Here is a 26,913-nt window from a genome sequence, read left to right as displayed (position 1 = left end):
CGCATCCACCCCCCGTACGGCCCCTCCGGCCCGGAGCCGCACCACCGCCCGCACCACTCCGGCCCGCACCCCCTCCCAGACCCGCACCCGCGCTGCCGGCGCCCCTCGCCGCGACGCCCGACCGCCCCTGACCCCGGCGGAGGCCGCCGCTCTGCGCGATGCGCTGGCAGCGCGGGATGCGCACACCCGCCGCGAGACCCTGGCCCGCGGCCAGGCCGCGGCTCTCCGTGCCGGTGTGACGCCCGAGCAGCTCGCCGCGGCCCGCGCCGCCGTCGCCGCCCGCCGCTCCGGGAGCCGGCCGACCGGCGGCCGCGGCACCGGCCGTCGACCGGCTCCCGCGCGCCGGGCCCCGGCGCGCGGCCGGACGAAGCGCACGGCACCGCCCGCGGAGCGCACCGGCTCGCGCTGGTCCACCCGGATCGGCGTCGTCGCCACCAGCGCCCTGCTGCTCCCCGCCGTCCTGGCCCTCGGCCTCCCGGTCTCCGACCTGCCCGCCGGGAGCGACGACACCGTCACCCTGGCCCTCACCGCCCGCAGCTCGCTGCTGGAGCAGGCCGACCTCTACCGTCGTCTGGAGCAGACCGCCGACCAGCGGCGGGCTCGGCTCCAGCAGGCGGAGACCGCCGAGCAGGCGGCCCGGGAACGGGTCGACGAGCAGCGGTCGGCCGTCGGCAGCGGTGCGGCCGTCCTGTACCGCTCGGGCCCGGCCGACCGGCTGCCCGTCTTCTCGCTGGACGTGCGCGACGCCGACGCCGCCCCGACCGTCCTCCGGCAGCAGGCCGTGGCCGACCGGATCGGCTCGGGCATCGAGACCGCCGTCGTCCGCGCCGAGCGCGCGGCCGCCGACCTGGTCGCCGCCGGCGCCCGGGTCGACGCCGCCCGTGCCGACCTGGCCCTGGCCGAGGAGCGGGCGGCCGAGGTGCTGGTCACCGTGCGGTCCGAGGTCGACGACCTCCCGCCCGAGGTGTCCGGCGTGCTCGCCGGCATCGGCTCCATCCCGGTCGCCGGCCCGCAGCAGGCGCGCAACGACGCCGTGATGCGCCGCTGGCAGGACTACCTGACCCGGCTGGCCACGGCCGGCATCGCGCCCCCGCCCGCGGCGTCCCTCACCGACCCGGCGGCGCTCCCGACCGGCTTCTCCCCCGCGCTCGACGCCGACGGCCGGCCGGTGCCGGGCGTGGCGTGGGCGGTCATCGGCAACCAGCCGGTGACCGTGCTGCCCGCCGAGACCGTGGCCGCCGTCAGCAATGCCCTCTCCCAGCTCGGCAAGCCCTTCGTGCCCGGCAGCACCGGTCCGGAGACCTACGACTGCGGTGGCTTCACGGCCGCCTCCTGGCTGATGGGCGGCTACGCGCTGGGGCGCAGCCCGCAGGACCAGTGGGCCGGCGGTTCCGCCGTCCCCGTCCGCGACCTGCAGGTCGGTGACCTGGTCTTCTCCCCCGGCGGCACGGACGTCGGCATGTACCTGGGCGACGGCGACGTCGTCGGGGCCTCGGCCGCGACCTACCAGGTCGGCGTGCGGACGCTGGAACCCGGCGCGTCGGCGGTCCGGGTGACCGCGCCCGCCCCCGCGCAGCCGAACGCGCCGCTGCCGGTCCTCGCCGACCGCACCGGTGACTGCGGCGCACCGCTGCCGGTCGCGGGTCCGGTGAGCCCCGCCTGGGGTGGCTGGTCCAACGGCCGGATCCCGGTCGAGGCGCTGTGCCGGCTCGGCGTCGACGGGCACGCGCTGCGCTGCGACGCCGCGGCCTCCTACGGCCGGCTGGCCGAGGCCTACACGGCGGAGTTCGGCACGCCGATGTGCATCACCGACTCCTACCGGTCCTTCGGCGCGCAGGTCGGGGCGTACTACCGCAAGCCGACGCTGGCCGCGGTCCCCGGCACGTCCAACCACGGGTGGGCGCTGGCGGTCGACCTGTGCGACGGCATCAACGTGGCCGGGACCCCCCAGTGGAGCTGGATGACGGCCCACGCGGCGCGGTTCGGGTTCGTGCAGCCGGACTGGGCGCGCCCGGGCGGCGAGAAGCCCGAGCCCTGGCACTGGGAGTACGGCCGGATCAGCTGAGGCCTACAGCCAGGGCAGGTCGACGACGTGCCGCCACGGCAAGGTCACGCTGGCCTCGCTGGTCTGGCCGGCGAGGCGCCGCGCCACTCCCGGCGCCGCGCAGACGACCGGCCGGTGCGGGGTCACGACGACGTGCATGTCCGCCGCGGACAGCCCGGCGGTGAGGATCCGGTGCAGCATCAGCTCCGGGGCGACCAGCGCCGACGTGGCGAGCACCGGCACCGTCCGGTGGGACCACAGCGCCAGCGGGCCCTCGACCCGGACGTCCAGCGCGACGTCGTGGGCGCGGCCGGTCGCTGCCGACCGTGTGCGGTGCAGCTCCACGGACCGGGCGGCCGGTGACGGCGCCCAGGGCAGGGCGAGATCACCGCGCACGACGACGACCGTCCAGCCGACCGCCGTCTCCGAGCCGTCGGCCCAGTCGAGGACGGCGATCCCGGTGCGGGCCGCCGCGGCGTCGGTGACCGGGCGGCGGGCCACGTAGGTGCGCAGCGCGGCGGCGATCCCGGCGGGCGTCCCCGGGACGCCGGCCCGGCTCATGTCGTCGGCCAGCTCGACCAGGGGGATCTGCTCGCGCCGCTCGTCCTCCTCCACCCGCAGCACCGTGCCGGTGCCGGAGCCGCGGACCAGCGTCAGGCGCAGTCCGGGAGTGGCGAGACGGGGCAGCAGCTCGGTCGCCACGTCGAGGAGGTCGGGGACGTCGACCGGGGCGGCCCGGAAGCGCTGCAGGAGGCTCGACGAGGTGCCGAAGATGCTGGATGCCGTCACGGGCGGCCCGCCCGGGACCGGAGGACGTCGCGCAGCGCCTCGGGGAGCCCGTCGAGCTCCAGCACGCCGGCGAGCTCGACGGGGCTGAGCCGCACCGGCAGGACGTCGTCGTCCCACCCGGTCGCGAGCCGCACCCGTGCGGCGGACGTCGGCCAGACCGCCTCGCGGGCGGCGGCGACGTGCAGCTCGGTGAGCACGTCCTGCAGGTGGATCGCGGTGACCGGGTGCACCTCGGGGTCGGCCAGGGCGGCCTGCACCGTGTCGGCCAGCTCGCGGCGGGCGACCGCGTCGAGCCAGTGCGGCACCAGCGTCTGCGAGCCGGGATCGCCGGTGGGGAGCGCGCTCATCGGCCACCCCTCCGGTACCACGGTCCGGTCGCCGTCCCCGCCGCTGCGGCGAGGTGGCGAGTGCTGGGACGCGGTGTCACGAGGTGGATATCGGCAGGCGCAGGCGCCTGTGGACCCCTTCGCCGGTCCTTTTCCGGGACGAGGTCCCTGCCGGGCGCGCCGGCCCCGCGGCGTGACCCCGATCGCACCGTCGGCGTAACCCGCCGCGGACCGGCGCGTTCTCATCACGACACCCCCACGACCCGGAGGTCTCCGTGCGCCGAACCGCCGCTCCGCTCGCCGTCGCCCTCGCCCTCACCGCGGCGCTGGTCACCGGGGGCACCTCGGCTGCCGCGCCGGGCTCGTCGCACGGCGGCGGGCTGCGCGACGTCATGTTCGTGGGCAACAACTGGGACGGGACGGCGACGGTCGTCGACGCCCGCACCCACGAGCCGATCCGGACCATCGACACCATCCCGGACCGCGCGGCGCGGATGGCCGAGATCGTGGCGCGGCCGGACAAGCTGGTCTTCTACCTCGCCATCCAGGCCGCGATCGGCGAGGGGCGCGCGCAGTACACCGACGACATGTTCACCACCCACGACGGCCGCCTGCTCGCGGTCAGCCGCCCGAGCTTCGCCGACGTCGTCGGCATCGACCTGCGCACCGGCCAGATCCGGTGGCGGTTCGCGATGGAGGGCTACCGCTCCGACCACATGGGGGTCTCCCCCGACGGCGAGCGGCTGCTGGTCAGCGACTCCACCGCGAACAAGGTGCACGAGCTGGACATCCGCACCGGCGAGAAGACCGGGGAGTTCGCCAGCGGGGACACCCCGCACGAGAACAACTACACCGCCGACGGCGAGCGCGTGTTCCACGCCAGCATCGGCCGCGTCTACACCCCGACCGACCGGCCCGTGCTGCGCCAGCCCTACGACACACTCAAGGGCGAGCGGGTGTTCCAGATCGTGCGCACCGACGACATGACGATCGAGTCGCGGTGGGACATGGGCAAGGAGCTCGAGGAGGCCGGCCACCCGGGGATGGCCTCCGCGGTCCGACCGATGGCCGTCGCCCCGGACGAGCGGTTCGTCTACCTGCAGGTGTCGTTCTTCCACGGTTGGATCGAGTTCGACACCCAGGCGCCGGACCCCGACGTCACCTACGAGGGCGAGCCGGCGGTCGGCGCCGTCACCCGCGTCGTCGACCTGCCCAAGCGCACGACGGAGCAGCGCGAGCAGTACGTCCTCGACTCCGCCCACCACGGCCTGGCCATCAACCCCGAGGGGACGACGTTGTGCGCCGCCGGGACCATGGACGGCTACGCGGCGGTGATCGACCGGGAGAGCGAGGAGTTCTCGCTCGTGGAGGTCGGCGACAAGCCGTACTGGTCGACCAACGGCGTGAACGGCTCCGAGTGCTGGGTGTCGGTGAGCGGGCAGGACGAGGTCGTCGTCATCGACTACGACTCCGCGCAGGAGATCGCCCGCATCCCGGTGGGCGACCACCCGCAGCGCGTGCGCGAGGGCGTCGTCGCCGAGAACGTCCTCACGACCTGGCGCTGACCCGGGCCAAAATGGCCATTTGGGCCCCTGAGTCCTGTGGACAACGGGACTCGCGAGCGTTGCGGCCAGGCACCCTCGCCCGGTGCCCATCCGCGATCTGACCGGCGTCTTCATCGGTAGCCACGCCATCTCCGAAGGCGTGATCACGCGCAAGCAGCTGCGGGAACGCGGGTTCCGCCGCGTCGTCCAAGGCGTCTACGCCGATCCGGGATCGCCGTTCGACCACCGGCTGCGGTGTCGTGGGGTCGCCCTCCTGCTTCCCGAGGGGACGGCGATCGGCGGTCACTCGGCAGCCGCATGGCACGGCGCAGCCTTCGCCGCACCCAACGACCCGGTCACGGTGCTGCGACCGCCCGACGTGGAGTGGAAGGGGCCACGGGGGACGAAGGTGCACCGGACACCGCTGAGCCCCGCGGAGGTCGAGGACCGAGACGGCGTCCCTGTGACGTCGGCCCTGCGGACGGCGTGGGACGTCGCCGCGCTGGAACCGGTGGGCACCGCGGTGGCTGCGCTCGATGCGATGGCGCGAGCGGGAAGTCTCGACCTGGGGGCACTCCGGCGGCTGACGGAGGCCGGCTTCGGCCGCTGGGGGGTCACCAGGGTCCGCCGCGCCGTCCCGCTGATCGATCCACGAGCGGAGTCGGCACCGGAGTCCCGCGTGCGGGTCGCTTGCGTGCTCGCCGGCTTGTCCCCGGTCCCGCAGTTCGAGGTGCTCGCGGACGGCGCGCTGCTCGGCCGCGTCGACCTCGCCTTCCCTGGAGCACGGCTGGCCATCGAGTACGAGGGCGCCTACCACTTCGCGGAGACGCAGATCGTCCGGGACGACGAACGCATTGCTCGCCTGGTCGCCGCCGGCTGGCGCGTCATCCGGCTCAGCGCGGCGGATCTGCGGGATGTGGCCGGCGTGGTGCAGCGGATCCGTTCGGAGCTCGCCCGCACCCCCTAGGGCCAAAATGGCCATTTTGGCCCAGGGAGGTCAGTCGGCGAGTTCGGCGAGGCGGTCCTTGAGGGCCTTCTCCACCCGGTCGGCGTAGACGTTCATGTTCCGCACCGAGGTGTTGAGGTCCGCCGAGAGCTGGGTCTTGGTCTGGCCGCCCCACGTCGTCAGGTACCAGGTCGCCCAGCCCAGGACGTTGGGCTGACCAGCGCGCTGGTCGCGCCGCGCACCCGGGTCGGGGGCGCAGGCGGCGGTGAGGGCGTGCGACAGCAGGGTCTGCTCGGCCTCTCCCATGATCTCGTCGGGCGCCTCGCAGGAGTCCGGCAGCAGGATCTCGGTCGCGTCCGGCGCGCCGTCCAGGGACTGCAGGTTGCGCAGGCCGTTCAAGGTCGCGACGGTCTGGGAGTTGCGGCGCAGGGTGGCGACGCTCTGGCCCATGTACGCGGCCAGCTCCTTCTCCGACGGCCGGCGCTGGTGCTCGGCCATGAAGGCGGCGATCGCCTTCTGCTGCTTGTGCTCGGTGTCGGCGGCGGTGCGGCCGTGGGCGTTGCGGCCCAGGTCGTGCACCCACTTGGAGAGCTGGGTGGCCAGGAACGCGCCGAACGGGACCGACTTCGTCTCGTCGTACTGCGCGACGGCCTTGAGCACCCACTCGTACACCTGCTGGCCCAGGTCGTCCGGGTCGGGCAGGTGCAGCCGGATGGTGCTCATGTTCCGCTGCAGCCGCTTGAGGCTGACCGGCCCGTAGTGCCGGCACAGGTCGGCGAGGAACGCCGGCGGCAGGTCCCGCGGCGCGCGCCGGCGGACGTCGGTCTCGGCGCGCAGGCCGATCGTGGTCACACCGGCCCCGGCGCACCAGGCCTTGACCCAGTCGGCCAGCACGGCGGCCGTGCCGCAGGCGCCGTCGACCCGGTAGAGGCCGTCGCCCTGGTCGTAGCTGACGCTGACGCCGTCGGGGAGCTCGCTGCGGAACTCGTCGAGCGGGAGCTCCTGGTCGGCGCGGAAGTGCACCCGGTCGCGCGGGGTGATGGGCGCCAGCGCCCAGCCCTCGGCCTCGGGGATGCCGCCGAACACCAGGGGCTGGCGGGCGGCGCGGTTGTCGGCGGTCGTCGGGTTCGACATGCGGTCGGGCATGGGGATCTCCTGGGCACTACGGGGAAGAAGGGGTCACCGGTGGGCCGGGGACCCGTACTGCGGAGGAGGCCGTCAGGCCGAGATGCGCTCGCCGGGACCGGGGAGCCGGGGCGTGGGGATCGGCGACGCGGGCGCCGAGGTGGCGGGCCGGGAGTCACCGAGGTCGGCGACGAGGTCGTCGACACGGGCGGAGCCGTCGGCGATGCGGTCGAACAGCGCGGTGGCTGCGGCGCGCTCGGCGACGCTGGGCTCGGCGGTGTAGACCGGCATGTGGTCGTACAGCGAGGTGAACATGGCCGAGACGAAGGCGTAGGCCGCCTGCGCCTGGGGCGAGAACTTCGCGATGGCGGTGCGCGGGCCGAGGTCGATGCCGACGGTCACCCGGGCGACGCGGTCGTCCTTGCTCAGGCCGGTGACGGTGACGACGACGTCCTCGTGCTCGGCAGCCAGAGCCGCGAGCGCCGCGAGGCACTTGCGGGTCGCGCCGCGCCGCGGTCGCAGCTGCACGTGGACCACCACGGACTCCTGCTCACCGGCCTGGTCACCGGTCATCGGAGTAGTGAATGCGTTGCGTGCCATGTTGTTCGCCCCCTGTCACTTGCGTAGGGAGGAATCTGCCGCATGCGCTGTCCGAACACGGCACACAACTCGCTGTGTCCAACGCAGTTGTCAGGCCGAAGCTTCGGCAATAGTTGCCCGTGTCGCAGGCACTTCGGCGACCGGCGCCGTCAACTTGGCACGGCTTGACGAGAGTCCACCCCTCGCCGCCGTGCACTTCTGTCAGTCCACGGCGGGTGCCGCGCGACCCGCGGTGTCGACGGCGGCCTCCGCCGGCTCGCCAGGGGCCGCGCCGGTCGCCTCGGCAGCCGTGGGCGCGAACGCCGCCAGCGCGCCGAGGGTGTCGGCGGTGACCTGGGCCGCGAGCAGGTTCGCCTCGGCGATCTGCTTGTAGACCTCCTCGCGGTGGATCGCGATCTCGCGCGGGGCCTTGAAGCCCAGACGCACGGTGCCGCCGCGGACCTCGACGACGTGGACCTCGATGTCGTCACCGATGCGGATGGTCTCGCCGACGCTGCGGGTGAGTGTGAGCACGTGTACCCCTCCATGGGTGTTGTGGTGGCCGTCCGTGGCGCGCCCGCCGGAGCGGGCCGGAGTGCCGCGCCCTGCGCGGCCCTCCTGAGGTTATCGGCGGAGGCGCCGCCGAAGGGGAAGCGATCCATCGGTCAGGACCACCTGCCGGGCCCGGTGCGTCGAGGGGGCGACGACGACGGGCGCGCGGAGGTTGGCCGTGGCCTCGGAGACGTCCCCGTCGGGAACGCTGACCAGGCAGAAGGTGCGGGCCTCGGCCGGATCGGCCAGACCCAGTTCCGCCCGGACCACCGCCGGGATCACCGGCGCGTAGTCGGGGAAGAACTCCTTCGCCGGGACGGCGAGGAAGCGCGGACCCTCCGGGGCGACCGACTGCAGCCAGAACAGCAGCCCGGTCGGGTCCGCCGGCACCAGGACGTAGTCCCGGTGGGCGGGGAAACCGGGCACGGGCTCGGCGAACGACAGCACCTGGACCGGGGGCGGAGCCGGTGCGGTCGCCGGCGCCGGGGCCGGGTCGAGGAGTCGGGTGGTCATCAGCGCAGGTAGTCCAGGAGCGTGGGCGAGAGCGCTTTGGCGGTGGCGGCCAGCGCGGCCTCGTAGCCCGTCTGCTGCATCTGCAGCCGCATGATCGTGTTCGGCAGGTCGATGTTCTCGACCTCGGCCAGCCGGGTCTCGAGCACGATCCCCTGGTCGAGGGCGATGTCGCCCTCGCGCTCCATGCGGGCGGACCGGGCACCGACGTCCGCGACGGCGAACATCATCGCGCTCATCCGCTCGTCGAGTGCGGCGAGATCCGCGGCCAGCGCGTCGGGGCCGGCACCACCACCCTCCAGGTGGGTGGCGATGTCGTCGACGATGGCGAACAGGTCCGCACCCGCGGTCTGGCTGCCGAACGCCTCGACCCCGCTGATGTCGATGCGGACCTCCTCGGTCGTCGACACCCGTCGGGCCACCGGCGTGTCCGTGGTCCCGAGGTAGGCCCCGGTGTCCGGGTGGTAGGCCTGCGCCCCCGCAGTGATCCCACCGAACAGCGGGCGTCCGGCCACGGTGGTGTTGGCCAGCCCGAGCAGGCTCTCCCGCAGCGAGGAGACCTCCGCGGCCAGGGCCTTGCCGGCGGTGTCGGACATGGCTCCGGTGTTGGAGCCCTGCACCGCCAGGTCCCGGACCCGCCGCGTCACGTCCATCATCTGCTGGAGAGTGGCGTCGGTCTGGTCGAGCCAGCTCTTCCCGTCGGCGATGTTGCGGACGAACTGGGAGGTCGCCTCCTGGTCCGAACGCGTCTGCATGGCGCGGTTGGTGCCGGTCGGCGAGTCCGACGGCGCGCTGAGCAGCCGACCGGAGGTGAGCTGCTGCTGCAGCTTGCCGAAGGCGTCCAGGTTGCGGTTGAGGCCCTGCAGGCTGGTGAGGGCGACGGCCCGTTGGGTGATGCGCATCGAGATCAGCGCCCGACCAGGCCGGTGCGGTTGATCAGCACGTCGAGCGCCTCGTCGATCGCGGTGATCATGCGACCCGCGGCCGAGTAGGCGTGCTGGTACGAGAGCATGTTGGTGAGCTCCTCGTCGAGGTTCACGCCGGCGACCGAGTCGCGTGCGGCGTCCACCGTGGTGGTGATGCTGCTCTGGATGTCGAGGTTGCGCTGGGACACCGCCGACTGGACGCCGAGCTCGACGATCATCCCGCGGTACCGGGCGTCGACGCCCGTCACCTCGCTGCCGATGCGCGCGATGCGGTCGGCGTTGCCGTTGCCGAGGTTCCCCGCCGGCAGTTCCAGCGACGAGGCGGCGACCCCGCGGGGGTCGGTGACCAGCACCGTGAGCGAGGACGCGGTCAGCGGACCGCCCGACGAGCCGAGCAGGGGTGCCCCGGCCAGGCCGTCGAGGTCGAAACCGTCCGCGTGCGCGGCGTTCAGCTTCGCCGCCAGGTCGGAGGCGATGCCGTCGAGCTCCTTGCGGTGGGTCGGGACGATCACGTTGAGGGAGTTGAGCTGCCCCGCCGCCGTCCCGGCGACGCGCACCTGGAAGTCCCCGGGGTCGGCCATCAGGCGGACCAGATCGCCGGTCCCCGCCTTGGGGTCGATGGTGGCAGGGTCATCGGTGCCGGCGAGCCGCAGCTTGGTCGCCGTGCCCCCCGTGACGAGGCCGAGGCCGCCGACGACCACGTTCAGGACGCCGTCCTCGCCCGGCCGGACCGTGGCGCCCACCTGACCGGCGAGCTTCATGATCAGCACGTCGCGCTGGTCGGCCAGGTCGTTGCTCGGCAGGTTCGCCTGCGTCGCGCGCCGGATCGCGACGTTCAGCGTGGCGATGTTCTCCGCCGCCGCGTTGACGTCGTCGACCAGGACCGCGAGGTTCTCCCGCGTCTGGTCCCACTGCCCGTCGAGCTGGGCCTGGCTGAAGTGCAGGCCGCCGACCAGGGTGTCCAGCCGCTTGAGGACCGCACCGCGGGCGGCGAGGTCGTCGGGCTTGTTGGCGACGTCCTGCCAGCTGCTCCACGTCTCGGCGAGCATCTTCTGGATGCCGGTGTCGCCGGGCTCGCGGAAGGCCTGCTCGACGAGCTCGAAGGCGTCGGTCTCGGCGACGAGCTGCGCGTGGTTCGCGTGCTCGGTGTGGCCACGTCCTTCGAGGAAGGCGTCCCGGATGCGGATGACGTCGTCGGCGTTGACGCCCTGTCCGATGCCCGAGCTCGTGGAGAAGAACGCCGGCACGGCGCTCCCGCCGACAGCGGCCATGTCGACCCGCTGGCGGGAGTAGCCCTCCGTGTTGACGTTGGCGATGTTCTGGCCGGTGACGTCCAGACCACGACGGTTCGCCCACAGGGCGGTGGTCGCGGCGTTCAGGCCCGAAAAGGTGCTCACAGTGCTCCATCCAGGGTGACGGCGCGCGAGCTGCCGTCGGAGTGCCGGCCGGTGGCGCCGTAGGTGCCGGCCGAGGGGGTGCGCACCTGCAGGAGGGCGTCACCGATCGCGGACAGACCGCTCTCGATCAGCTCGCGGTTGGCGTCGGAGAGGCTGCGCAGCTCGGTGACCAGCACCAGCAGGGCCTCGTGGTGCTTGGCGTAGAGGTCGTTCCACGGCGCGGGCGCCACCTCGGCGACCTGCCGGAGCGAGGGGTTCGTGTCGATGCCGAGCTGCTGGGCCACGGCCTCGGTGGCCGCGGCGCGCTCCACCTCCAGGGTGCGCAGCTGGTCGAGGACCACCTCGATCTCGTGGGCGATCCGCTGCAGCCAGCGGGTCTTCCCGGTGAGGATCAGGTACTGCTTCTCCTCGGCCTTGAACAGCAGCAGGTCCAGGAGCTCCTGCTCCCGCCACAGCAACGTCGACAGGTGCTGGTAGTCCACTCCGTCCACCGCCTTCCGTCGATCCGCGTCGTCGTCCCGGGCGGTCCGCCCGGCCCGGTCCTCGAGGTCGAGGAGGGCCGTGGGCGGAGCCGCCAACGGTGGTGCCATCGGCACCCGTTCGGAGCAGGTCAAGCCGAAGCACGCAAGAGCCGCTCAAGTTCCGCGGGATTTCTGCCGACAGGTGGTGCCGACCTCGTCCCGGTCCGCCGAGAGATACGGACGTGACCCCAGTCCGTGCCCTCGTCTCCGAGCGATCCCTGCGCGAGCGGTCCGCACACGACCGTTCGTCGCGCGAGCGGCCCCCCAGCGGCCGCGTGCCGCACCCGGTCAAGGGCCGGTCGGCGCAGGAGGTCGACGCGCTGGTGACCGAGCACCTGCCGCTCGCCGCCTTCGCCGTCAACGCGGTCGCCGCCCGCATCTCGTTGCCCAGCCACGTCAGCCGCGAGGACCTGCTGTCCTGCGCGCACGTGGCCCTCGTCGAGGTGGCCAAGCGGTTCGACCCGACCGCCGGCGCCTCCTTCGCCACCTATGCCCTGGCCCGGCTGCAGGGCGCCGTGCTCGACGAGCTGCGGTCCGGGGACTGGGCGAGCCGGTCGGTGCGCGCCGCCGCGCGGCGGACCGACGCCGCGGCCGACGCCCTGACGATCAGCCTGGGCCGCCCGCCGACGCGCGAGGAGCTCGCCGACAGCCTGGGCATGGCGCGCAGCGAGCTCGACCACCTGCAGGTCGACGTGCACCGCGCGGTCATGGTCAGCATCGACGCCGAGACCGGCCCCGAGGGCACGGGCCTCGACCTGCCCGACACCGGCGAGTCGCCGGAGCGCGCGGTGATGCGCGGCGAGCGTGCCCGCCACCTGCACGAGGCCATCCGGGCGCTGCCCGACCGGCTCGACGAGGTCATCGAGCGCAATTTCTTCGGTGATGAATCCCTGACCGACATCGCGGAGGACCTCGGGGTCACCCTCTCCCGGGTCTCGCAGATGCGCGCCCGGGCCCTGACCCTGCTGCACGCCGCGATGGGCGAGATCTGGGACGGCACCCCCGTCGCGGCCAGCGGCGGCGTCCGCGCCCGCAACCAGCAGCGCAGCTACCTGGAGCGGCTCACCGGCCGGTCCGGTGCCGTTCCGACGGCCCCCGTCCCGCCCGCGCCCGTGAGGACGACGGTCCCCCACCCCCGGCCCCGCTGGGTCACCCCCGACACCGCGACGTCGCGGCGTCCCGCCTGAGAGGCGCCGCCATGAAGGTGCTCGTCATGCACGCCGGGCAGAACGCCCAGGACTACTACCGGGTCACCGAGCCGCTGCGCGCCATCCGCGACGCCGGCCACGACGTCGAGATCGAGACCGTCCCCGGCATCGCGACCACGGTCCGCCCCTCGGCGACCGGGGGCGAGGGCGAGGTCGTCGCGGCCGACGCACGCGGCGCCGACGTCGTCGTCCTCCAGCTGCCCAAGACCCAGGCCATGCTCGAGACCATCCGCGTCCTGCAGGCCGACGGTGTCGCCGTCGTCGTGGAGATGGACGACCTGCTCTCGGCCGTCCCCTACGGGCACCTCGCCCACCTGGCGCTGGTCCGCCGGGGCATGGGTCGCAAGGCGGCCGAGTGCGCCCGGGCCGCGGACCTCGTGACGACGACGACGCCGGCCCTGCTGGAGGAGTACGCGCCGCACGGCCGCGGCGTCACCATCCCCAACGCGATCCCCCGTCGCGTCGCCGAGCTGCCCCCCGCCTACGAGCGGCAGACCGACGTCGTCACCGTCGGCTGGACCGGCAGCGTCGCCACCCACCCCTACGACCTGCAGGAGATGGGCAGCGGCCTCCAGCAGGCGCTGGCCGCGACCCGCGGTCGCAGCCGGTTCATGGTCGTCGGCCAGAAGGAGAACGCGACCGCTCTGCTCGGCCTCTCCGACGAGCCCGAGGAGACGGGCTGGATGCACGGCGTCGACACCTACGTCACCGCCGTCGGGGACCACCTCGACATCGGGGTCGCCCCGCTGCGCATCGACCGGTTCAACACCTGCAAGAGCTGGCTCAAGGCCATCGAGTACTCGGCGCGGGGCGTCGCGTTCGTCCGCTCCCCGAGTGCCGAGTACGAGCGGCTCGGCCTCGGCTGGCGGGCGAAGTCGGCCAAGGACTGGGGCAAGGCCCTGACCGCCTTCATCCGGGACCGGGACCGGCGGGTCGAGAGCGCCGTCCAGGCCCGGGAGGTCGTGCTCGACCGGCACCTGACCGAGCACACCGCGGAGCTCTGGGTGGAGGCCTGGCGACGGGCCGCCGACCACCGGGCCCGCGACCAGCGCAGATACGCCTGAGGACCGCCGGCGATGCCCCCGATCGGGGGACCGTGGTCATTTCGTGACCCGTTCGCCTCAAGTCCCCCGGCCTTCCGGCCGTAGTTCTACCTGCACGGCCCGCAGCACGGATGCAGCGGGAACCCCCAGTACGACCCCGTCCAAGGAGGAACATCATGGGTCTGCGCGTCAACAACAACATCGCGGCGCTCAACGCGTACCGCAACCTGTCCGTCACGGACAACCAGATGAGCAAGTCGCTGGAGAAGCTCTCCTCCGGCTTCCGCATCAACCGCGCTGCCGACGACGCGGCCGGGCTCGCCATCTCGGAGGGCCTGCGTTCGCAGATCGGTGGCCTGAAGGTCGCCGTCCGCAACACCCAGGACGGCATCTCGGTCGTGCAGACCGCTGAAGGTGCGCTCACCGAGACGCACTCGATCCTGCAGCGCATGCGCGACCTGACCGTCCAGGCCAGCAACGACGGTGGTCTGAACGCCGAGGCCAAGAAGAACATCCAGTCGGAGCTCGGCCAGCTCAAGAACGAGCTGACCCGCATCTCCGACACGACGACCTTCAACGGCACCAAGCTGCTCGACGGCAACTACGCCGGCAAGTTCCAGGTCGGCGCCAACGCCGGCGAGCAGATCCAGGTCCAGATCGGCACCGCCATGGGCGCCAACGGTCTCGACCTGGAGGGCGTGGACGTCACCATCGCCGCGGCCGGCATCACCGCCACCGAGACGGCTGCGACCAGCAGCTCCGCTGCCGGCACCGCCGGCACCGTGGCGGTCGCCTCGGGCACGGCCAACCTGGCCAACGCCGAGGAGTTCGCCAAGCTCAACGGCTCCCTCACCATGGGCGGCAAGACCCTGGACCTGTCCTCGGTCAAGTACAGCGACACGGCCAACGCCACCGAGCGTCTGGCGTCGCTGAACGAGGCCCTGGACAACACCTTCGGTGCCGGCAACATCCAGGCCGCTGTCAGCGGCGGCGCTCTCACCATCACGGGCTCGAACCCGGGTGCGGACGCCACCGCCGAGGAGCTCGCGGCCGCGCAGCTCACCTTCACGCAGTCCACCGGAGCCACCGAGGGCCTGAAGAAGATCGACGCCGCGATCAAGACGGTCTCCACCACCCGGGCCGACCTGGGTGCTCTGCAGAACCGGTTCGACCACACCATCAACAACCTCAACGTCTCGGTCGAGAACCTGACCGCGTCGGAGAGCCGCATCCGTGACGCCGACATGGCGCAGGAGATGGTCGGGTTCACCCGCAACCAGATCCTGACCCAGGCCGGCACCTCGATGCTCGCGCAGGCCAACCAGGCCTCGCAGGGTGTCCTGTCGCTGCTCCGCTGATCCCAGCTGAGTAGCTGAGGGAGCACCTCAGCACCTCGGGTGAGGGGGGAGGCCGGACCGGCCTCCCCCCTCACTCACACCCCCGCCCGCCCGGACCAGGAGGAAGCGCATGGCAGGCATGAGCGTCGACGGTCTGGTCTCCGGGCTGGACACCACGAACCTCATCAACCAGCTCATCAGCGCCGAGGGCGCGTCGCAGAAGGCGCTCAAGACCCGCCTCACGGCCACCCAGCAGGCCGCCTCGGCCTACCGCACGGTCAACACGACCTTCCTGGCCATCACCTCGGCCGCCGAGAAGCTCACCCCCTCCGCCCTGGCCAGCGCCCGGACCGCGTCGAGCACCAGCTCCGCCGTCACCGCCGCCGCCACCGCCAGCGCCACCCCCGGCGCCTCGGTCAGCTTCTACGTCAACTCCCTGGCCAGCACCCAGGTCAGCCTGAGCCGGAACACCTGGACCTCCGCCACCGCCGATGCCCGCATCCCGGGCATGACGTGGCCGATCGAGGTCTACGACGACAAGGATGTCTCCGTCGGCACGATCGACATCCCGGCCGGGGCCACCCTCTCCGAGGCCGCGAAGGCGATCACCGACGCCGGCAAGGGGATGACCGCGTCGGTGGTCAAGCTCGCCGACAACTCCTACACCCTGCAGCTGAGCAGCACGAAGTCCGGCGAGGCCGGGAAGTTCACCGTCAGGACGGCGTCCGAGGACACCACCACGATGGGGTCGACCTTCCTCAACACCGCCGACGCGAAGAACGCCGTCCTGCACCTCGGCGGCGGCGTGACCTCGTCCTCGGCGACCAACACGTTCGCCGACCTCCTGCCGGGTGTCTCGGTGACGGTGTCCAAGGCCGACCCCGAGGCGCAGGTCAGCGTCGCGGTGGCCAGCAACAACGACGCCGTCGTCGCCAACGTGCAGAAGCTGGTCGACGCGGTCAACGCCGCGATCACCACGGTCAAGGACTACACGAACAACTCCAAGGGCAGCACCGCCGCACTGCGGGGCGACTACTCGATCACCTCGCTCGCCGGCCAGCTGCTCGACGCGGTCTCCGCGGGCGTGGGCTCCTCCGGGTCGCCGGCGCAGGCCGGCTTCCAGCTCACCAAGGACGGCAAGATCACGTTCGACAAGAACGTGTTCACCGCCGCGCTCAAGGACAAGCCCGAGCTGGCCCAGACCCTGGTGCTCGGCACCGCGAAGGGCACCGCGCCCGACGGCACCCCGATCCCTGCGGTCAAGGGCGTCGCCGCCCGTCTGCTGGACGTCGCCAAGTCCGCCTCGAACGCGACGACCGGAACGCTGGTCTCGATGGCCAGCGGCAAGGACTCGACGGCCAAGGACATCCAGGCGCGCATCGACTCCTGGGACCTGCGGCTGGAGAAGCGCAGGGACACCCTGACCCGGCAGTTCACCGCCATGGAGACCGCGCTGAGTTCCATGAGGAACCAGTCCACCTGGCTGGGCAGCCAGCTCAGCTCCCTCGGCTGACCCCTTCCCCTCGCACCGCCCCCCTCGTTCCAGGAGATCCCACGATGAGTGCCGCCTCCCTCCGCGCCCGCTACCTCGGCGACTCGGTCGCGACCGCATCGCCGCAGCAGGTGCTGGTCATGCTGTACGACCGGCTCGCGCTCGACCTCGAGCGAGCGCAGCGTGCGGTCGCCGCCGACGACCGCCAGGAGGCGAGCGAGCAGCTGCAGCACGCCCAGGCGATCGTCTACGAGCTGCTGTCCAGCCTGCGGGTCGACGTCTGGGACGGCGGACCGCGGCTGGCCGCTCTCTACAACTGGCTGATCAGCGAGCTGCAGCAGGCCAACATCAAGCTCGACACCAACCGCATCGCCTCCTGCCGCCAGGTCGTGGAGCCGCTGCGCGACGCGTGGCGGCAGGCGGCGGCTTCGCTGGCCGGCGCGGTCTCGTGACCGGCATCCGGCCGGTGGCCGGATCGACCACCGCGGGCTTCGGTCCCAACCCCCACGCGGGGAGCGGCACGTCCGGCGACGGGCACGACCGCCGGCGGTCGCTGGCGAGCTGGCAGCAGACCCTCGACGAGCTCGAGGGCGACGTGGTCTCCGCGCGGGCAGCCCTCGCCCGCGGCCGCGGCGAGGAGATCGCCGCCTGGGGCCGCCGCACCGCCGACTGGGTCCCGCCCACCGACCTCGGCCCCATCCCCGCCGACCTCCGCGAGCGTGCCGCCCGCCTGCTGCAGCACCAGCTCGCCGTCGGCGAGGAGCTGGTCGAGCGGATCCTGCAGTCGCAGCGCCAGCGCGACGTCGCCGCCCGCATGTCCTACACGCCCAGCCGCCCCGTCGCCTCCTTCGTCGACCGCGGTCTCTGACCTCCCCGATCGACCCCGGCGCCCCCGCTCCTCCCCTCCGGGAGGGCGGGGGCGCCGTCGTTCCCGGGACCGGACGCCGGCCGCCGGGCGCAGCCGCCCCGTCCGCACCGGGCAGCCCGCCGCGCCGCACCAGTCACATCCGTGCGATCACGCACCGGCGAACCCACCGGACCCCTCCCGTCACCCGGGTGACGGACCGGCGGTCAACCCGCTCTGCGGCCGTGCCGATGAAGGACTTGCACGGAGAGCAACACCTTCGCCACGGATCGGCGGCCCCGCACTCGCTCGCGAGTGCTCTTCCGCCTACCCCGGAGGTCGATCGTGTCCTTCTCCAACTGCCGGTCCGCCGCTCGATGATCGCCGACGCCACGTCGACGGTGCTGAAGGCGGCACTGGCCGGGCTCGCCCAGCGGCAGCGGGTGACCGCCGACAACATCGCGAACGTCAACACCCCGGGCTTCCTGGCGGGGCGGACCGACTTCGAGACGTCGTTGCGCGGGGCCGTCAGCAGCGGTCAGCTCCCGACGGTGTCGGGCGGTTCGACCGTCCGCTCGCTGGAGCCGACCAACACCAACGGCAACAACGTCAACCTCGACGCCGAGACCGTCATCGCGACCGAGACCGGGCTCCGCTACCAGTTGGCACTCAACGCGCTCGACGGGAAGTACAACTCGATGCGCACGGCGATGAGGACGAGCTGACATGAGCATGTTCCAGGCACTGAGCATCTCGCAGTCGGGCCTGATGACGCACCGGAAGTGGCTCGACGCCACGGCCGACAACATCGCGAACATCAACACCGTCACCCGGACCGACGAGGACGCCTTCCAGGAGCGGCTCGTCGTCGCCCAGGCGGTCGACTACGGGTCCGGCGAGGGCGGCGTGCGCGTCGCGCGGGCGGAGTTCGGCAACCCCGAGGGCCGGATGGTCTACGAGCCCGAGCACCCGCTCGCCGACGCCGAGGGCTACGTGAAGTACCCCGACATCGACCTGGGCGACCAGATGTCCCACATGATGATGGCGCAGCGCGGCTACCAGGCCAACCTCGCCGTCGTCGAGCGGGCCACCAGCGCCTACCAGGCCGCGCTCCAGCTCGGCAAGCGCTGATGACCTTCCCGATCGGCGGTATCCCGCCGGTGGGTGTCGGCGCCGTCACCGGCGTCGCCGGCAGCACCCGCGGCACCACCGCCACCGAGGCGACCGACGGCTTCGCCGCCGTCCTGGCCTCCACCTTCGACGCCCTGCAGGCCAAGCAGTCGGTCACCTCCGACCTGGCCGTCCAGGCCGCCACCGGCGACCTCAAGGACGTGCACGACTACATGATCGCCAGCGCTGAGTCCGGCGTGGCGACCGAGATGGTCGTGACCATCAAGAACCAGGCCGTGGCGGCCTTCAACGAGATCATGAGGATGCAGATCTGATGAAGTCGGCACTCGCCGGGACGCTGGAGCGTGCCCGCTCCACGTTCGCCACCGTCAGCCTGGGGCAGAAGGTCGTCATCGGCCTGCTGCTCGTCGGGCTGACGCTCGGCGGGTTCTTCTTCTACAGCTGGATCACCGCCCCCACCCAGGCCCCGCTGTTCTCCAACCTCGCCGCGAGCGACGCCTCCGCCATCGTGGAGGAGCTCAACGCCCAGGGCGTCGCCTACGAGCTCGCCGACGGCGGCGGCACGATCATGGTCGCCAAGGACGCGGTCTACGACCTGCGCCTGTCGATGAGCGGCAAGGGCCTGCCGGCCGGCCAGGACACCGGGTACGCGCTGCTCGACGAGCAGGGCATCACCACCAGCGAGTTCCAGCAGCAGGTCACCTACCAGCGGGCGCTGGAGGGCGAGCTCTCCAAGACCCTCGAGGCCCTGGCCGGCGTGAACTCCGCGATCGTCAAGGTCGCGCTGCCCGAGGACGAGGTCTTCGTCCGGGACAAGGCCCAGCCCACCGCCTCGGTGCTGCTCGACCTCTCCCCCGGGACGCAGCTCAGCGGCGAGCAGATCCAGGCGGTCACCAACCTGGTCTCCTCCAGCGTCCAGGACATGACCCCCGAGCAGGTCACCGTCGCCGACTCGACCGGCCAGGTGCTCTCCTCCCCCGGCGCCGGCATCACCGCCGCCGCCGGCGACGCGCGCTCCCAGGTGGAGCAGGAGTACGAGAACCGCCTCGCCGCCAGCGCGCAGAAGATCCTCGACTCGGTCGTCGGCCCGGGCAACAGCGTCGTCTCGGTGCGCGCCGACGTCGACCTCTCCAAGCGCAACACCACCTCGAAGACCTACAACTACGACGAGGCCGTCCCGCCGGTGTCGGAGCAGACCGACACCGAGCGCTACACCGGCACCGGTGCCCCCGTGGGCGGCATCCTCGGGCCGGAGAACATGCCCGACGCGGGGGCCAACGCCGGCGGCGGGAACTCGACCTACGAGAAGGAGTCCACGACGGCGAACAACGCCGTCGGGGAGACCGTCGAGGTCACCGAGGGCGCCCCGGGTGCCCTCAACCGGCTGACCGTGTCCGTCGTGATGAACGATGCCGTCGCCGGCAACCTGAACCAGCAGCAGATGACCAACCTGATGACCACCGCCGTCGGCCTGGACCCGGCCCGCGGCGACGACATCACGGTCGCCTCGATGCCCTTCGACGACACCGCCGCCACCAACGCCGCCGAGGCGATGGAGGCCGCGCGGGAGGCCGAGGCCAGCGAGCAGATGTGGTCGATGATCCGCACCGGTGGGATCGCGGCCGGCATCGCCCTCGTCGTCCTGGTCGTGTGGCTGCGCTCGCGCCGCAACCGGGACGTCGAGGAGGACTACGAGCCGCTCGAGCTCGACGACGACATGCTCGCCGAGCTGGACCGCCTCCGGGTGTCCAGCATCCGCGACGAGCCCGAGCCCACCGACGCCCAGCTGGAGCTGGAAGCCGCCGAGCGCGCCAAGGTGCGAGGGGAGATCTCGTCGATGGTCAGCGAGCGTCCGGACGAGGTCGCGGCGATGCTGCGCGGCTGGCTGAGCGAGAGCAAGTCATGACCCTCGCGAGCATCCCCACCGCCGCGCCCGCCGCCGTCGCGGTCCCGGCCAAGCCCGAGCTGCCCGGCCTGCGCAAGGCCGCCGTCTTCCTCGCCCAGATGAGCAAGGAGGAGGCCGGCGTCCTGCTGGCCCAGCTGCGCCCGCGCGAGGTCGAGGCGCTCACCCGCGAGCTGATGAAGCTCGGCTCGGTGGACCTCGACGACGTCGACGGCGTCATGCGCGAGTTCCACGGCCTGATGACCGCCCAGCAGTTCGTCGGCCGCGGCGGTGTCGAGTTCGCCCGCGAGATCCTCGCGGCCGGCCTCGGGCAGGACAAGGCCGAGGGCATCCTCTCCCGGCTCAACGTCGTCTACACCGAGGTGCCGTTCGCCTCGCTGCGCAACGCCGACGTCCGCCAGCTGGTCACCTTCCTCAAGGACGAGCACCCGCAGGTCATCGCGCTGGTGCTGGCCCACCTGACCGCCGCGCAGTCGGCCGAGGTGCTCTCGGGCTTCGTGCCCGAGCAGCAGGCCGAGGTCGCCCACCGCATCGCCACCATGGACCGCACCTCCCCGGAGATGGTCCGCCTGGTGGAGGAGGAGCTCGGCCGCCGGATGGGCTCGATCCTGGCGCACCAGGACATGACCACCGTCGGTGGCGTCGAGACCCTCGTCGAGATCATCAACCGCTCGCCGCGGCCCACCGAGCGCTCCATCCTCGAGTGGCTGGACAACAGCGACCCGGAGCTGGCCGAGGCCGTCCGCGCGCAGATGTTCGTCTTCGAGGACATCGTCACGATCGACGACCGCTCCCTGCAGCTGGTGCTGCGCGAGGTCGAGGCCAACGACCTGGCCACCGCCCTCAAGGGTGTCCGGCCCGACGTCCGCGACAAGGTGCAGCGCAACCTCTCCGAGCGTGCCGCCGAGAACCTCGCCGAGGAGATCGAGCTGCTCGGCCCGGTGCGCACCCGCACCGTCGAGGAGGCGCAGGCCAAGGTCGTCGGCGTCATCCGCACGCTGGAGGAGCAGGGTGTCCTGACCATCTCGCGCGGCGGCGAGGATGACTTCGTTGCGTGAGGGCGCGGTCCTGCGCGGCGGATCCGCCGCGCAGGCCCGGCCGTACCGCGAGGTCATGGCCGAGCGGGCCCAGGCGGCGGCTGCCGCTCCGGCCGCACCCGTCGCCGTGCCGGCCGCCCGGCCGGCCATCGAGGACCTGCCCGTCGCCGCGGCGCCGCGCACCCAGGTCTGGCCGGCCGCGGATCCCGCCGCCGCCCCGGCTTCACCGGCACCGCACCGCTCGTCGTCGATCGTCCGCGCCGCGGACGGTGCCGTCGCGGTGCAGGCGGTCCCCGCGGAGCGGCGCACCGCGGTGCGCCGCGCGGAGGACCAGCCGGTCGCCGGCGGCAAGCCGTCGTTCCGGCTCGGGGACGTCTACGCCGAGGAGCTGGAGCGACTGCGCGCCCGCGCGCACGCCGAGGGCTTCGCCGCCGGCCACGCCGAGGGTCTGACAGCCGCCGAGTCCGTCGTGGCAGAGGCCGAGCGGGCCGCCCAGGAGCGGCTCGCCGAGGTGCAGGCCCGCTGGGAGCGCCGGCTGGTGTCCGCGACCGCCGCGCTCGGTGCGGCCGCCCGCGGGCTGGAGGAGTCGGCCGTCCCGGTCGCCGACGACATCCGCGACTCGATCATCGGCTCGGTGCTCACCCTGGTCGAGGAGCTGCTCGGTCGCGAGCTGGCCCTCGCGACCGACCCGGTCATGGACGCCGTCCGGCGGGCGCTGTCCCTCTGCCCGGCCGACGCCCCCGCCGTCGTGCGGCTGCACCCCGACGACCTCGCCGAGCTGCCCGCCGACGCGCTCGCCGAGCTTCCCGACAGCATCCGCGTCGTCCCCGACCTGTCGGTCGAGCGGGCCGGCGCGGTCGCGGAGAGCGGTCCGCGCCGGATCGACGCGCAGCTGAGCTCCGCTCTGGCCCGCGTCCAGGCGGTGCTCAGCTCGTGACGGTGTCCCCCACGATCCTGGAGCGCGCCCGTGCCGCGGCCCGTCCGCAGGTCACCGGCTCGGTCACCGGCGCGATGGGCCTCACGCTCAGCGTCGACGGCGTCAGCGCCGCCGTGGGCGACCTCGTGGAGATCAACCCCACCGACCGGCCGCTGCTGGCCGAGGTCGTCGCCGTCGGCCGCGACCGGCTCACCTGCATGCCGCTGGGCGGCCTCTCGGGCGTGCACGCCGGCGCCCCCGTGCGCGCCACCGGCCGCCCGCTCCAGGTGCCGGTCGGCCAGGCCCTGCTCGGCCGCGTCCTGGACGGTCTCGGCCGCCCGGTCGACGGCGGTCCGCCGCTGGGCAGCCGGGTCTCCTGGGTGGACCTGGAGACCGAGACCCCCCACGCCCTCTCACGCACCCGTGTCGAGGAGCCGCTCACCTTCGGCGTCCGCGCCCTGGACACCCTCGTGCCCTGCGGCAAGGGCCAGCGCCTGGGGATCTTCGCCGGGTCCGGCGTCGGCAAGTCCAGCCTCATGGCCCAGATCACCCGCGGTACCGACGCCGACGTCCGCGTCATCGGCCTGATCGGCGAGCGAGGCCGCGAGGTCCGCGAGTTCATCGAGGAGAACCTCGGCGCCGAGGGGATGGCCCGCACGGTCGTCGTCGTCGCCACCTCCGACGAGCCGCCGCTGGTGCGGCTCAAGGCCGCCTTCGTGGCCACCCGGATCGCCGAGGCCTTCCGCGACGAGGGCCGCGACGTCCTGCTGCTCATGGACTCGATCACCCGCACCGCCATGGCCCAGCGCGAGGTGGGCCTGTCCGCGGGCGAGCCGCCGGCCACCCGCGGCTACCCGCCGAGCGTCTTCGCGATGATGCCGCAGCTGCTGGAGAAGGCGGGCACCGGCGCGGTCGGCTCGATCACGGGTCTGTACACCGTCCTGGTCGAGGGCGACGACCACAACGAGCCGATCGCGGACACCGCCCGCTCCATCCTCGACGGGCACATCGTGCTCACCCGCAAGCTGGCCACCACCGGCCACTTCCCGGCCATCGACGTGCTGGAGTCCATCTCCCGCGTCGCCGGCGCGGTCGTGCCCCCCGCCCGGATGACCGACGCCCGCGAGGTGCGCCGTCTCATGGGGGCCCTGCGCGACGTGCGCGAGCTCATCGAGATCGGCGCCTACCAGGCCGGCAGCGACCCCCTGGTCGACCGCGCCCGGGTGCTGGCCCCGCAGATCGACGCGTTCCTGCAGCAGCCGCTCGGTGAGTCGACCTCGGCCGACGAGGCGTGGGGCTGGCTGCAGCGGATCGTGAGGAGCGCATGACGACTCCTGCGGAGACGCGCGGGGGCGCAGCGTGAAGCGGGGCAGGTTCCGGCTGCAGCCGGTCCTGGAGCTCCGGCGCACCGAGGAGCGGGCCGCGGCGGCAGCCGCGGCCGCCGCCATGAACGCGGCGGCCGACGCCGACCGGCGCGCCACCGAGTACGAGGCGGCGCTCCGCGACTCCCCCATGCCGCGGTCGCTGCCGGCCGGCACGTTCGTGGCCGCCATGGTGCTGCTGCGCACCGCGGCCACCGACGCCTCCGAGGCCCGGTCGCTCGCGATCGCCCAGGCCGAGCAGGCCGAGGCCGTGCGGGCGCAGTGGACCGCCGCCGCCCAGCGGACCAAGGCGCTGGAGCGGCTGGCCGAACGGCACCGGGAGGCCCAGCAGCACGCGATGGACATGTCGGAGGAGCGGGCTGCCGATGACCTGGTCACCGGACGCGCAGGTCGCGCGTCCTCGACCGGGGAGGAGCCGGCATGGACGGACTGAGCGCGGTCCAGGCACGCATCGGCGAGATCCAGGCCCGCTTCGCCGCCACGCCCAGCCGGACGAGCTCGGCGAGCTGGGCGTCGGCCGCCAGCGCCGCTGGTCTGACCGGGACGTCGACCGCCGGCTACGCCACCGGCTCCGCGGGCACCGCCTCGGAGGCCGCGGTGGTCAGCGAGGCGCAGAAGTACATCGGCGTCCCGTACCTGTGGGGCGGCACCGACCCCAACAAGGGCCTGGACTGCTCCGGCTTCACCAAGCTGGTCTTCGGCAACCTCGGCATCGACCTGCCGCGCACCTCTTCCCAGCAGGCCACCGCGGGCAAGCCGGTCGCCTCCCTGGACCAGGCCCGCCCGGGCGACCTGGTCTTCTTCGACCACTCCAGCTCGCGCGCGGGCATCGACCACGTCGGCATCTACGTCGGCAACGGTCAGATGATCGCCGCCCCGCAGCCCGGCGAGCAGGTGAAGATGCAGGCGGTCGGCAACCCCGCGGTGATCCGGCGCGTCCTGCCCGAGGCGGCCGCCGCCGCTCCCGCCGCCTCCGGTGGCGCGCTGGCCGGCGTCCCCTACGCCGACCTGTTCAGCCGGGCCGCCACCAAGCACGGCGTCGACCCCTCGCTGCTGGCCGCCGTCGCCAAGCAGGAGTCGAACTTCAACACCTCTGCCGTCTCCCCGGCCGGGGCGCAGGGCCTCATGCAGTTCATGCCGGCCACCGCGAAGGGCCTCGGCGTCGACGCGATGGACCCGGCCTCGGCCATCGACGGCGCGGCGAAGTACCTGAGCAGCCTGACCAAGCAGTTCGGCTCCACCGAGCTGGCCCTGGCGGCCTACAACGCCGGGCCGGGGACGGTCAGCCGGTACGGGGGCGTCCCGCCCTACTCCGAGACCCAGAACTACGTCCGCTCCGTGATGAGCAAGGCAGAGGCTTACCGATGACCGCTCCCGTGAGCGTGGCCGCGCCGGCCGCGCGCGCCACCTCCACCTCCACCTCCGACGGCGGGTCCGCCGACAGCGCGGCGCCCTTCGCCTCCGCGCTCGACGGGGCGCTGGCCGGGAGCCAGGGCCCCGTGCGGGATGCGACCTCCGGCAACGGCCGGCAGAAGTCCGGTGACGCCGCGACCGGCGAGGAGCCCGTGCCCGCCGGGGAGAACCCGGCCGCGCCGGCCGCCGAGGCCGCGGCCGCGGGCGTGGCGGCTGCCCTCTGGGCCCTGACGCTCGGCGGCGCCGCTCCCGCAGGAGCCGGCGCAGCGGCGGTCGCCGCGGTCGCGGCGGGCGAGGGCGCCCCCGGCAAGGCGGGCGCCGCCCCCGGGGCGGCCGTGGCCGCCGAGGTGGCCTCCGCCCGCGCGCTCGCCGTCGCCTCCGCCTCCTCCGCCCTCGCCGGCGCCGTCGTGAGCGCGGCACCGGGAGACGCCGGTGCGCCCGGTGGCACCACCGGCGTCCCGTCCACCCCCACCTCGGTGCCGGCTCCGCCGCCCGCCGCGACGACGCCCACCACGGCCACTGCTCCGGCGACCACCGTGCAGCCCCCGTCCGCCGGCCAGGGGTCGCCGGTCCCGGTCGAGCTCGCCGTCGTCACCACCCCGACGACCGGCACGGCGACGACCGGCACGCCGACGACCGCCACGGCCCCCGCGCCCGTTCCGACCGCCACCTCCGGCGGCCCGGGCACCGCTGCGCCGGCCGACGGCCCGACCGCCGTGGCCCCGGCCACCGGTGCGCCCGTGCCGCCCGTGCCGGCCGGCGGCACCGGTGCCGGTGCCGGTGCCGGTGCCGGTGGCGACGACGCCCCGCGCGCGGGGACCGGAGCCGTCGCGGCCGCCGCGCCCGCGGAGCAGTCGTCCGGGACCGACCCCGTCGTGACCCCGGCCGCGGGGCTCGCCCCGGCGGCCGGCGGCACCACGGCGGCAGCCCCCGTGACGGCTGCTGCCGCTCCCTCCGCGCCCACCGCGGCCCCGCCCGTCGCGGGCCAGGTCGCCCGGCACGTCGCCGTGCTGAGCGCTGCCGGCGACGGGTCGCACACCATGACGCTCGTCCTGACCCCCGAGAACCTCGGCCCGGTCGAGGTCCAGGTGACGGTGGCCCAGGGCTCCCTCGACCTGCAGCTGCGCGGCGCCCACGAGCAGGGCCGCATGGCCCTCCTCGACGCCCTCCCCGAGCTGCGCCGTGACCTCGAGGCGGCCGGGCTCAGCCCGTCCCGCGTGGAGGTCGACGCGGACTCCGGCGGCTCGTGGCTGGCCAGGCACGCGGCCGAGCAGCAGGCCCAGCGGGAGTCCCAGCAGGGCTCCGCCGACCGCGGGTCGCAGCAGAACCAGCCCGGCGAACGGTCACGGTCATGGGGTCGGCCTGCCGATAGCGGAGATGGGCGAGCCCAGCCGCCCAGCGGATCCACGTCGTCCGGCGTGGACGTGCGTGTCTGAGAAGGAGGCCGACGAGCCATGCCGGACGCAGTGAGCGGCACCGTTCCCTCCGGGGCGACCTACACGGCCAAGGCCAGCGTCGACCGCGGCGACCAGATGGGGAAGGACACCTTCCTCAAGCTGCTGGTCGCGCAGATGAAGTACCAGGACCCGAGCAATCCTGCCGACACCAACCAGCTCATGGCGCAGACCGCGACCTTCAGCCAGGTGGAGAAGCTCGAGGAGCTCGCCAAGCAGAACGCCTCGATGCTGGCCCTGCAGCGCTCCAGCAGCGCCGGAGCGATGGTCGGCCAGACCGTCACCTACACCGACGAGAGCGGGGCCCCGAAGACCGGGGTCGTGAGCTCGGTGCGACTCGGCACCGACAAGGCCGACGCCGTGGCGACCGTCGGAGGCGTCGCCGTGCCCCTCGGCCGGATCACCGACGTCGGCAAGCGCTGAGCCCGAGGCCCACCACCCGCCACGGCGCTGACCCGCGCCCCCATCCCTGATCACCTCGGAGGAGTCCCCCG

The 26,913-nt window shown here is 73.5% G+C and carries 29 protein-coding genes; 20 read left to right on the top strand and 9 right to left on the bottom strand.

Annotated elements, in window-relative coordinates; genetic code table 11:
* The first annotated feature begins 235 nt into the window (after positions 1–235).
* Positions 236–2,065, top strand: coding sequence for an NlpC/P60 family protein (locus tag DQ244_RS03065; RefSeq protein ID WP_233491136.1), 1,830 nt, complete (start codon positions 236–238; stop codon positions 2,063–2,065).
* A gap of 3 nt (positions 2,066–2,068) precedes the next feature.
* Here DQ244_RS03065 and DQ244_RS03060 read toward each other — a convergent pair whose 3' ends face one another.
* Both DQ244_RS03060 and DQ244_RS03055 read right to left on the bottom strand, forming a co-directional pair.
* Positions 2,069–2,833, bottom strand: a complete 765-nt coding sequence (locus tag DQ244_RS03060) for a hypothetical protein (RefSeq protein WP_113809969.1) — start codon at positions 2,831–2,833, stop codon at positions 2,069–2,071.
* The gene (locus tag DQ244_RS03055) at positions 2,830–3,180 is read right to left on the bottom strand and encodes a hypothetical protein (RefSeq protein ID WP_113809968.1); all 351 of its coding nucleotides are present in this window, start codon (positions 3,178–3,180) and stop codon (positions 2,830–2,832) included. The genes DQ244_RS03060 and DQ244_RS03055 overlap by 4 nt, the downstream gene beginning before the upstream one ends.
* A 254-nt stretch (positions 3,181–3,434) precedes the next feature.
* Here DQ244_RS03055 and DQ244_RS03050 point away from each other — a divergent pair, with 254 nt between their 5' ends.
* Positions 3,435–4,724 (top strand): YncE family protein, encoded by a 1,290-nt coding sequence (locus DQ244_RS03050; RefSeq protein ID WP_199580123.1) that lies wholly within the window; start codon positions 3,435–3,437, stop codon positions 4,722–4,724.
* A gap of 82 nt (positions 4,725–4,806) precedes the next feature.
* Positions 4,807–5,670, top strand: a complete 864-nt coding sequence (locus tag DQ244_RS03045; RefSeq protein ID WP_113809967.1) for an endonuclease domain-containing protein — start codon at positions 4,807–4,809, stop codon at positions 5,668–5,670.
* Positions 5,671–5,700: 30 nt separating this feature from the next.
* Here the strand turns inward: DQ244_RS03045 and DQ244_RS03040 are convergent, their stop codons facing one another.
* From DQ244_RS03040 to DQ244_RS03010, 7 genes are all read right to left on the bottom strand, one after another.
* Positions 5,701–6,795, bottom strand: coding sequence for a flagellar biosynthesis protein FliA (locus DQ244_RS03040; protein ID WP_113809966.1), 1,095 nt, complete (start codon positions 6,793–6,795; stop codon positions 5,701–5,703).
* A 72-nt stretch (positions 6,796–6,867) separates the two neighbouring features.
* A complete protein-coding gene (locus DQ244_RS03035) occupies positions 6,868–7,347 on the bottom strand; it encodes a hypothetical protein (protein WP_233491135.1) in 480 nt (159 codons plus the stop codon).
* Between the two features lie 228 nt (positions 7,348–7,575).
* Positions 7,576–7,887 (bottom strand): carbon storage regulator CsrA, encoded by a 312-nt coding sequence (csrA, locus tag DQ244_RS20045; protein ID WP_255411580.1) that lies wholly within the window; start codon positions 7,885–7,887, stop codon positions 7,576–7,578.
* 90 nt (positions 7,888–7,977) lie between these two features.
* Positions 7,978–8,418: a flagellar assembly protein FliW gene (gene fliW / locus DQ244_RS03025; protein ID WP_113809964.1), complete on the bottom strand. Its 441-nt coding sequence runs from the start codon at positions 8,416–8,418 to the stop codon at positions 7,978–7,980.
* Entirely contained in the window at positions 8,418–9,317 is a 900-nt protein-coding gene (gene flgL / locus DQ244_RS03020) for a flagellar hook-associated protein FlgL (protein WP_113809963.1), read from the bottom strand. Before flgL ends, fliW begins: the two co-directional genes overlap by 1 nt.
* Before the next feature lie 5 nt (positions 9,318–9,322).
* A complete protein-coding gene (gene flgK / locus DQ244_RS03015) occupies positions 9,323–10,738 on the bottom strand; it encodes a flagellar hook-associated protein FlgK (protein ID WP_113809962.1) in 1,416 nt (471 codons plus the stop codon).
* Positions 10,735–11,220, bottom strand: coding sequence for a flagellar protein FlgN (locus DQ244_RS03010; protein ID WP_113810614.1), 486 nt, complete (start codon positions 11,218–11,220; stop codon positions 10,735–10,737). The genes flgK and DQ244_RS03010 overlap by 4 nt, the downstream gene beginning before the upstream one ends.
* 221 nt (positions 11,221–11,441) lie before the next feature.
* Here DQ244_RS03010 and DQ244_RS03005 point away from each other — a divergent pair, with 221 nt between their 5' ends.
* The 17 genes from DQ244_RS03005 to DQ244_RS02925 all read left to right on the top strand — a co-directional run bounded on the left by DQ244_RS03005 (position 11,442) and on the right by DQ244_RS02925 (position 26,842).
* Complete coding sequence (locus DQ244_RS03005) at positions 11,442–12,446, top strand: sigma-70 family RNA polymerase sigma factor (protein WP_113809961.1); 1,005 nt, start codon at positions 11,442–11,444, stop codon at positions 12,444–12,446.
* Between the two features lie 11 nt (positions 12,447–12,457).
* On the top strand, positions 12,458–13,531 hold the full coding sequence (locus tag DQ244_RS03000) for a hypothetical protein (protein WP_113809960.1): 1,074 nt from the start codon (positions 12,458–12,460) through the stop codon (positions 13,529–13,531).
* A 155-nt stretch (positions 13,532–13,686) separates the two neighbouring features.
* Positions 13,687–14,868 carry a flagellin gene (locus DQ244_RS02995; protein ID WP_113809959.1) on the top strand — a complete coding sequence of 394 codons (1,182 nt, stop codon included), beginning with the start codon at positions 13,687–13,689 and terminating at the stop codon, positions 14,866–14,868.
* Positions 14,869–14,977: 109 nt separating this feature from the next.
* Positions 14,978–16,360: a flagellar filament capping protein FliD gene (fliD, locus tag DQ244_RS02990; protein WP_113809958.1), complete on the top strand. Its 1,383-nt coding sequence runs from the start codon at positions 14,978–14,980 to the stop codon at positions 16,358–16,360.
* Between the two features lie 44 nt (positions 16,361–16,404).
* Positions 16,405–16,791: a flagellar export chaperone FliS gene (gene fliS, locus DQ244_RS02985; RefSeq protein WP_113809957.1), complete on the top strand. Its 387-nt coding sequence runs from the start codon at positions 16,405–16,407 to the stop codon at positions 16,789–16,791.
* Positions 16,788–17,207, top strand: coding sequence for a hypothetical protein (locus tag DQ244_RS02980; RefSeq protein ID WP_113810613.1), 420 nt, complete (start codon positions 16,788–16,790; stop codon positions 17,205–17,207). Before fliS ends, DQ244_RS02980 begins: the two co-directional genes overlap by 4 nt.
* A 353-nt stretch (positions 17,208–17,560) precedes the next feature.
* Positions 17,561–17,908 (top strand): flagellar basal body rod protein FlgB, encoded by a 348-nt coding sequence (gene flgB / locus DQ244_RS02975; RefSeq protein WP_113809956.1) that lies wholly within the window; start codon positions 17,561–17,563, stop codon positions 17,906–17,908.
* Position 17,909: 1 nt separating this feature from the next.
* Positions 17,910–18,314, top strand: a complete 405-nt coding sequence (gene flgC, locus DQ244_RS02970; protein WP_113809955.1) for a flagellar basal body rod protein FlgC — start codon at positions 17,910–17,912, stop codon at positions 18,312–18,314.
* Positions 18,314–18,628 carry a flagellar hook-basal body complex protein FliE gene (locus tag DQ244_RS02965; protein WP_113809954.1) on the top strand — a complete coding sequence of 105 codons (315 nt, stop codon included), beginning with the start codon at positions 18,314–18,316 and terminating at the stop codon, positions 18,626–18,628. The genes flgC and DQ244_RS02965 overlap by 1 nt, the downstream gene beginning before the upstream one ends.
* Complete coding sequence (gene fliF, locus DQ244_RS02960) at positions 18,628–20,220, top strand: flagellar basal-body MS-ring/collar protein FliF (protein ID WP_113809953.1); 1,593 nt, start codon at positions 18,628–18,630, stop codon at positions 20,218–20,220. The genes DQ244_RS02965 and fliF overlap by 1 nt, the downstream gene beginning before the upstream one ends.
* Positions 20,217–21,275 carry a flagellar motor switch protein FliG gene (gene fliG, locus DQ244_RS02955; RefSeq protein ID WP_113809952.1) on the top strand — a complete coding sequence of 353 codons (1,059 nt, stop codon included), beginning with the start codon at positions 20,217–20,219 and terminating at the stop codon, positions 21,273–21,275. The genes fliF and fliG overlap by 4 nt, the downstream gene beginning before the upstream one ends.
* Positions 21,259–22,191, top strand: coding sequence for a FliH/SctL family protein (locus DQ244_RS02950; protein ID WP_233491134.1), 933 nt, complete (start codon positions 21,259–21,261; stop codon positions 22,189–22,191). The genes fliG and DQ244_RS02950 overlap by 17 nt, the downstream gene beginning before the upstream one ends.
* A complete protein-coding gene (locus DQ244_RS02945; RefSeq protein ID WP_113809951.1) occupies positions 22,188–23,498 on the top strand; it encodes a FliI/YscN family ATPase in 1,311 nt (436 codons plus the stop codon). The genes DQ244_RS02950 and DQ244_RS02945 overlap by 4 nt, the downstream gene beginning before the upstream one ends.
* Positions 23,499–23,529: 31 nt before the next feature.
* Positions 23,530–23,985: a flagellar export protein FliJ gene (locus DQ244_RS02940; protein WP_113809950.1), complete on the top strand. Its 456-nt coding sequence runs from the start codon at positions 23,530–23,532 to the stop codon at positions 23,983–23,985.
* Positions 23,973–24,920: a transglycosylase SLT domain-containing protein gene (locus DQ244_RS02935; RefSeq protein WP_113809949.1), complete on the top strand. Its 948-nt coding sequence runs from the start codon at positions 23,973–23,975 to the stop codon at positions 24,918–24,920. Before DQ244_RS02940 ends, DQ244_RS02935 begins: the two co-directional genes overlap by 13 nt.
* Positions 24,917–26,401 carry a flagellar hook-length control protein FliK gene (locus tag DQ244_RS02930; protein WP_147251454.1) on the top strand — a complete coding sequence of 495 codons (1,485 nt, stop codon included), beginning with the start codon at positions 24,917–24,919 and terminating at the stop codon, positions 26,399–26,401. The genes DQ244_RS02935 and DQ244_RS02930 overlap by 4 nt, the downstream gene beginning before the upstream one ends.
* An 18-nt stretch (positions 26,402–26,419) precedes the next feature.
* A complete protein-coding gene (locus tag DQ244_RS02925; RefSeq protein ID WP_233491133.1) occupies positions 26,420–26,842 on the top strand; it encodes a flagellar hook assembly protein FlgD in 423 nt (140 codons plus the stop codon).
* The last annotated feature ends 71 nt before the right edge of the window (positions 26,843–26,913 follow it).

It is taken from the genome of Blastococcus sp. TBT05-19, assembly GCF_003319095.1.
GTDB lineage: Bacteria > Actinomycetota > Actinomycetes > Mycobacteriales > Geodermatophilaceae > Blastococcus.
This window is presented reverse-complemented; position numbering and strand designations above follow the sequence as displayed.